Source organism: Catenovulum sp. 2E275, assembly GCF_025515275.1.
In the GTDB taxonomy this organism is placed as follows: Bacteria; Pseudomonadota; Gammaproteobacteria; order Enterobacterales; family Alteromonadaceae; genus Catenovulum.
Map to the genome: position 1 here is coordinate 1 of NZ_JAOPFU010000082.1, position 6,796 is coordinate 6,796.

At 38.7% G+C, this 6,796-nt stretch carries 6 protein-coding genes; 3 read left to right on the top strand and 3 right to left on the bottom strand.

Annotated features, from left to right (window positions below):
• Both N7931_RS18815 and N7931_RS18820 read right to left on the bottom strand, forming a co-directional pair.
• Positions 1-204: hypothetical protein (locus N7931_RS18815; RefSeq protein WP_262795886.1), on the bottom strand; the 204-nt coding region annotated here is incomplete at its 3' end.
• Positions 205-517: 313 nt separating this feature from the next.
• Positions 518-3,046 carry a M14 family zinc carboxypeptidase gene (locus N7931_RS18820; RefSeq protein WP_262795887.1) on the bottom strand — a complete coding sequence of 843 codons (2,529 nt, stop codon included), beginning with the start codon at positions 3,044-3,046 and terminating at the stop codon, positions 518-520.
• Between the two features lie 349 nt (positions 3,047-3,395).
• Here N7931_RS18820 and nfuA point away from each other — a divergent pair, with 349 nt between their 5' ends.
• On the top strand, positions 3,396-3,992 hold the full coding sequence (gene nfuA / locus N7931_RS18825) for a Fe-S biogenesis protein NfuA (RefSeq protein ID WP_262795888.1): 597 nt from the start codon (positions 3,396-3,398) through the stop codon (positions 3,990-3,992).
• 9 nt (positions 3,993-4,001) lie between these two features.
• Positions 4,002-4,277 carry a hypothetical protein gene (locus N7931_RS18830; protein WP_262795889.1) on the top strand — a complete coding sequence of 92 codons (276 nt, stop codon included), beginning with the start codon at positions 4,002-4,004 and terminating at the stop codon, positions 4,275-4,277.
• Here N7931_RS18830 and N7931_RS18835 read toward each other — a convergent pair.
• Positions 4,228-5,565 carry an MATE family efflux transporter gene (locus N7931_RS18835; protein ID WP_262795890.1) on the bottom strand — a complete coding sequence of 446 codons (1,338 nt, stop codon included), beginning with the start codon at positions 5,563-5,565 and terminating at the stop codon, positions 4,228-4,230. The two genes, N7931_RS18830 and N7931_RS18835, sit on opposite strands and share 50 nt — an antisense overlap.
• On the opposite strand from N7931_RS18835, the gene N7931_RS18840 reads away from it, so the two are divergent.
• A complete protein-coding gene (locus tag N7931_RS18840; protein WP_262795891.1) occupies positions 5,547-6,626 on the top strand; it encodes a polysaccharide deacetylase family protein in 1,080 nt (359 codons plus the stop codon). The genes N7931_RS18835 and N7931_RS18840 overlap by 19 nt on opposite strands.
• Positions 6,627-6,796: the final 170 nt, after the last annotated feature.

Genomic DNA, 6,796 nt, shown 5'->3' on the forward strand with positions numbered 1-6,796 from the left:
CTGTTCCTGTTCCTGTTCCTGTTCCTGTTCCTGTTCCTGTTCCTGTTCCTGTTCCTGTTCCTGTTCCTGTTCCTGTTCCTGTTCCTGTTCCTGTTGGCTAGCTGTAGATGAATCACTTTGGCAGCCGGATAAAACCAGCAGCAAACTGAATAACGCAGGATTTATAAACTGGCGGATTTCTGTTGTGAGTATTGAGCGAGGCATACGGAATCCTTTTGTTTGATATTTGTTTTATGCTTGTTTGTTTTTTGTATGGTTATTGGAGGTAAGTTATAGCACTCAAGTTAAACGTTTACCAATAAAAATTAATTAATATTTTTAACTAAAAATTATCTATTTGAAAAATATATTTTTTATTTGGTAAATCGTTAAACTTATTTGGTTGGTGAAAGCATACTCATAGAGCTAAATCAATATAAATAACGATACTCGCAATTTATATTGATTTAGCTCTATTCAGCAGATGAACCGAATATGGGAGAAGACCATCACATCAGGTTAAATAAGCAGAGTTGGATTAATGGTTAAAGTTAATTAAATGAGCAAAATAAATGCTGTTATTAAATAACTGGCTAGTTGAGTGCCAATAAGCCCGATAAAGTGGATCAAAACTAAATGCAATGACCTGGCCTTTACCGGTTTTATATGCTGTTAATGCGGTTGTATTGGCAATTAACCTTTGGTTTTCTGTACTGGTATAACCTGCTTTTAAAGGGTTATCAGAAAACTTTAGCAAGTCATGAAATGGGGTATTTGCATCTAATAACATGGTTATATCATTTTGAAAAATAGCAATTTCCGGTTGATTTATGCCCATTGCCAATGGATGGCTGGTATCGAGCTGAGTATTAAATACCGCACCAGAAATAACCCGTTCGGCTAAATAAGCTTCCTGATCCTGATAAGCTTGATTGCTTTTAGGAAAAGCCAGATTAATCTCCCGTTGGGTTAAAAACTCGTTTTCAATTAATGCTTTTTGGCTAGCCCACAAACTAGCACGCTGAATCGTAATTAATGTGCCGCCTTGGTTAAGCCATAAAGTGAGTTGGGTAATAAAGTTTTTGGGTAACTGATTGTAGTCGCCGCTGGCTAAAATTAAGTGGGTATAACCAGTTAAATCAACATCTTTAAGCTGATTACTGTTTAACATGCTCAGTGGTAAGGCTAGCTGATGATCAAAATGGTACCAGATTTGACCAACCTCAAACGCAGAAACCAGTTCACCCGTGACAATGGCTGCTTTGGGTTGGATTAATTTTACCTGATAAGCGCTGCCTAAATCTGGCCCTTGAATGGTTTTTAGACTGGTTGCGTTGTGTATTTCAACCGGATATTGCGCAATGAGATCAGCTAATTGTGCCACAGATAATTGGCTATTTTCGGTTTTTAATAACAATAAACTGCCAGCAGAAAATGCTTTTTCACCTTGGCTGGTTTGGGCTTTGAGCGCTTTTTCGAGCACACGAACGGTGACACCTTGCTTTAACAAATGACTTAATAATTTATAGTTATTGGCCTGCTGGCCTTGAATTATCCAGCCTGTTGCATTGGCGGTTAAATTAACCGGATAATTTTGTTTAGCTGGCTCTACCCAAGGTGAGTTTTGGATTTTAACCCCAAATAATCGCTTTTCTACCGCTTGGTATTTTACGCCATAGGCAAGTGCTAAATTCCAATTGCTAACATCATAAAAAACGTGATCCGAAAATTCAGTTTGCTCGCTGAAAATACTTTTAATCAGCCGATACTGTGGTTGATTAAATGCAACCCAGTAAGTATTTTTTTTATCAAATGTATGGTCGTCTAAAATAAAATTTTCAGTGAGAGGGTAAGCTTGGATTTGATGCAATTTTAATAAACCTAAAAAAGCATTTAAACGGTTTGAACCAGCTTCGTCAGTAATCAAATAACCCGATACTTTGTCATCTTTGGCTTGTGCAATTGATTGCTTAAAAAAGCTTTGCTGATAATTTAATAATTCATCACGTTTGGCGTTAGCGGCTTCAATAATGGACAACGCACCAGTAAATTGATTGGCAATGGTTTTGGCAAACGTTAAGGTGCCAAATTGAGTGTCTATTTGCTGGCCTAAACTTCCGGCTTGTTCCAATAAAATACCAACCCCGCCTTGAATATCAGGGTATGTAGAAGCTTTACCGATATAAAAATCGTCAAATCTTTCTTTGGTGAAATAAAGTTTGCCCTGTTGATCAAATTGTTTCGCGGTAAATTGGGTTAATTGTTCAGTTAATTTTATATTTTCAAGTGGGGTTAGCGGGTTAACTCGGCTGGCAACACCCGGTTGGAAAAAATAGCTATGATCTGACTGCATTTCATGGAAGTCAGCCAATACATTCGGTTTCCATTTATGGTATTGCGCTATTTTCGCCTGCGTTTCTGTTTGGGTAGCCGGTAACCAGTCGCGGTTTAAATCAAATAAATAATGATTGCCACGCGCTGTTGGCCAAGGTTCGTTATGGGCGCTGTGTTGGCGATCTGTTGGTGGATAAAAACTATAGTTTTTATTTGCCCAATTGGCGTAATCGTCAAATCCGTCTGGGTTAGCAATCACATCCAATAAAATTACACTGTTATTTAACCAGGTTTGGGTTTGCTCATCGGCAGTATTTATAAGCTGGTGAATTAATTTTAGTGCTGCGTGTGAGCCGCTTGGTTCATTGCCGTGTGCGGCAAAACTCAGCCAGATAATCACTGGCATTTTGCTTAGATTAGGTTGAGTTGCAAATGGATTATTAAGCTGTTCGTGGCGAATTCGAATCGCATCTAAATCTGCTATGTTTTGCGCAGACGATACAATGGTTAAATTTAAATCTCGCCCCTGATAACTTTTTCCATAAGTTGTTCGGGTGATTTTGTCGCTATTTTGCGCAAGATAATCGAGATAATCTTCAATTTGATCATATCTTAAATGTTGTTCGCCTAAGGCTTTATTAAAAAACTGCTCAGGATTATTCAAACTGGCTGCATGAGCCTGCAATAATAAAGTTTGGAATATAAAAAGGGGTAATAACAACAAACAGCGCATTGAGAGGAACCGCTCCGGCAAAACAAATATAAAAACAAACACAGCTCTGTATATAATAACCTCAACTCGGGTTAATGAATATGTTTCAAACGGCCTTTTTTCATGGGGACTGCGTTAAATTCACTTTCAACAGGCTGGCTATTGACGCATGAATTTGCCTTATCCGCGTAAAAAACTTTCGTTATAAACCTTAAGCCTAGTTGAAGTTGTCAGCCTAATTTGTGGTTGATTAAGGTAATTTAGCGGCAAAATAAGGTTTTTAGCGTTTAAAAATTTGGCGGAGACTTTTTTGTTGAGTCAGAAGCGAGTATCATATATTAAATCCGAGTAAATTAGTCAGGTAATTTGTATGAGCGAAACTCGAAACCCAGTTACTATTTCTGAATCAGCACAAGCGCATTTTGCTAAATTATTAGAAAAGCAGGATGACGGTACTCAAATTCGTATTTTTGTTGTGAATCCGGGCACGCCCAACGCTGAATGTGGTGTATCTTACTGTCCGGCTGACGCAGTTGAAGATAAAGATATTATTATCGAGTTTGGGCCGTTCAATGCGGTAATTGATCCAGAAAGCGAACCTTATTTAGAAGACGCTTCAATTGATTTTGTGACCGATCAAATGGGCTCTCAATTAACTTTAAAAGCCCCTAATGCCAAAATGCGTAAAGTGTCTGAAGATGCATCATTACGCGAGCGTATCGAATATGTATTAGTTAGTACAATTAATCCGCAACTTGCTAATCATGGCGGTAAGGTGAGTTTAATTGAATTAACTGAAGACGGTATTGCGGTGCTTGAGTTTGGTGGTGGTTGTAATGGTTGTTCTATGGTTGATGTTACCCTTAAAGAAGGGATTGAAAAGCAACTTATTGAGCAATTTGAAGGTGAATTAACCGGCGTTAAAGACGTAACTGAGCACAAATCTGGCGCTCACTCTTACTACTAATCACAACTAATGACCGAATCAGTCAGCCTGTTAGAAAAACTAGGTAATGCGCCAGATAAAAGCTGGCGCACTTTTATGCAGGGGTTGGTTGCATTTTGGTTAAGCGCCGTTCTGGTTTGGCTGAGTCTGGACTTTGCGGTTATCTGGTTTTATTTAGCGGTTCTCTTATTGTTTTCTGCTTTTTGTTATTCTGTTTGGGGTTATATTGGTATTTTTGCCAATCGTTGGCTCAGGCTTAAACTTCATCGCGAGCAATATAAGCGGGCATTTTCCGATAAAGCGTAATCCCCCGGCTTAACATCATGGCATGTAGCGCAAGCCATAATGCATGATTTGCATATTCTGGATTTAAAACCAAATCCAGCATTAACCACACCGGAAAAAACACACCAAAAACTGAAACTGCCATACTATTTCGCATTGCTTTACTGGCGGCTAAACCAATAAATATACCATCTAATAAAAAGCATCCGGCTGCGGTGAGTGGTAGGATCATAATGTAGATGATGTATTGATTTGCCAGCGCTCTTATTTGAGGCAGGTCTGTCATTAAATTAATTATTTGCTGTCCAAACAATATAAATAGCAAAGCGTAAAATAAAGCGAATATAAAGGTGAATAGGGCGCAGGCTCTTAATGTTTCAACCAATTTATTGTTTTGTTTTGCGCCATAATGTTTGCCAGTTAGTACCTCGGCGGCATAAGCAATGCCATCTAACCCCAGCGAGATGAGCATCATAAAATTCATTAATACCGCATTACTGGCGACAACATCTACCCCTAAACGAGCGCCTTGAAAAGTAATAAACAATAAAGCGGCTTGTAAAATTAAGGTGCGTAATAAAATATCGCGGTTAACCAACATAAAAGGTTTTAAGGCTTGCCAGTTTAAGCTGTGTTTAAATTTAAATAATATTTGACTGGCGATCATAGGTTTGGCTGTTATTAACAAACAGATTAATCCTAAATATTCAGCGGTTAAACTTGCCCAAGCAACGCCTTTTACGCCTAAATGGAACTGATAAACCAAGATTAAATCCAATATCACATTGGTGAGGTTTATCACAATTTGCACCCACATAATTTGTTTGGCTTTATTTTGTGCCAGTAGCCAGCCAATTAAAGCCAGATTAAACAAGCTAGCTGGTATTGCCCAAATTCGAATTGCAAAATAATCTGTTGCACTTTGCTGAGTTAACTCATCGGCTTGGGCATACCATAAACCCAGTTTTAGATAAGCTTGTTGTAATAACAAAATAAAAAATGCAGCAAAGGCCGCTAAAATAAGCGCCTGACGTAAAATCGTATTGGTTTGCTCAATGGCATTGTCTTTTACACTGGCTTGGGCTGTTAACCCTGTGACTGACATGCGCAAAAAACCGAATATCCAAACGGCAACCGTAATTAACATGCCGGATATTGTGACACCTGCCAATAAATGAGGCTCAGGTAAATGACCTAATACACTGGTGTCCACTATACCTAATAAAGGTGTGGTAATATTGGACACTATCATTGGAATAGCAATTGCTAAAATAGCACGGAGTTGAACAGATGAAACTTTGGAAAACATATCTAAGTATTTGTGCCGTATTTATTTTATTTAATTTTACCAGAATAAGTTTCGCGCAGGAAAAAACAAATATCGCGCCGGAGCAAGCAAATCATCTGGTGGTTTTACAATATCATCACGTGGCTGATGATACCCCCGGTATTACCAGTATCCGGCCAAATGAGTTTATAGAGCATTTAAATTATTTAGCCGACAACCAATTTAATATTGTTGATTTGCCATCAGCGTTAAACAAAATACAAAATGGTCAGCCGTTACCAAAAAATGCAGTTGCCATTACATTTGATGACGGCTATTTAAACTTAATTGATGTCGCTTTACCAGAGCTTGAAAAGCGCAATTGGCCCGCCACTATTTTTGTTAACCCGGGACTTTTGGAAAAACATAAATCGCATTATTTGTCATGGCAGCAACTAAAACACTGGCATAACAAAGGTATGGCAATTGCGAATCATGGCTGGCAGCATGATTATTGGGTTAGACAGCCTAAAGATATGGATATGAAACAATGGCAGGCGCATGTAAAAGACTCCATTTTATCAACCGAAAAAGCCATCGAGCAGCAAATTGGTGGGTCACCTAAAATGGTTGCATTTCCTTATGGGGAATACGATAGCTGGCTAACCACTTGGTTAACCGAGCAAAATTTAATTGCTTTTGGTCAGCAAAGTGGAGTTATTGCGAGCTATTCAGATTTTACCGCGTTGCCTCGATTCCCAGCTTCAGGGCAATACGCAAATTTACAAACTTTAGCGGTAAAATTAAAAAGCAAAGCATTACCGGTAGACTACAAAACCTTGCCAAGTCCGCTTAAAGCCAACACTCAAAACCCACCACAAGTTAACTTAAATTGGCTGACTAAAGGCAAAATAAATGCCGGACAACTCAATTGTTTTGTCACATCACAACCGAAAGCCAAAGTGACAGACAAAGCGGATTATGCAATTGTGGTTGCAACTGAAAAGTTAAATACTGGCCGCTCACGTTACAACTGTACCTTGCCAAGAAATGACGGCAGTGGCGATTATTTTTGGTTTTCACAACCTTGGCTGGTTGAATAACCTCTGCATTATTTCACTTTAAATCATCAGAACATAAACTCACTTTATGTTCTGATGATTGTATACCCGTGCCACCTCAAGATGCTTGATTTCAGCCGGAGAAAAAAATGCATGAGACAAGACAAATTGTTGTAGGTATAGTCGCTCTACATCAAAACAATTTGGCGCAG

Coding starts and splice junctions, on each gene's coding strand:
- N7931_RS18820 (WP_262795887.1), bottom strand. CDS start 3,046: ATGCGCTGTTTGTTGTTATTACCCCTTTTTATATTCCAAACTTTATTA.
- N7931_RS18830 (WP_262795889.1), top strand. CDS start 4,002: ATGACCGAATCAGTCAGCCTGTTAGAAAAACTAGGTAATGCGCCAGAT.
- N7931_RS18835 (WP_262795890.1), bottom strand. CDS start 5,565: ATGTTTTCCAAAGTTTCATCTGTTCAACTCCGTGCTATTTTAGCAATT.
- nfuA (WP_262795888.1), top strand. CDS start 3,396: ATGAGCGAAACTCGAAACCCAGTTACTATTTCTGAATCAGCACAAGCG.
- N7931_RS18840 (WP_262795891.1), top strand. CDS start 5,547: ATGAAACTTTGGAAAACATATCTAAGTATTTGTGCCGTATTTATTTTA.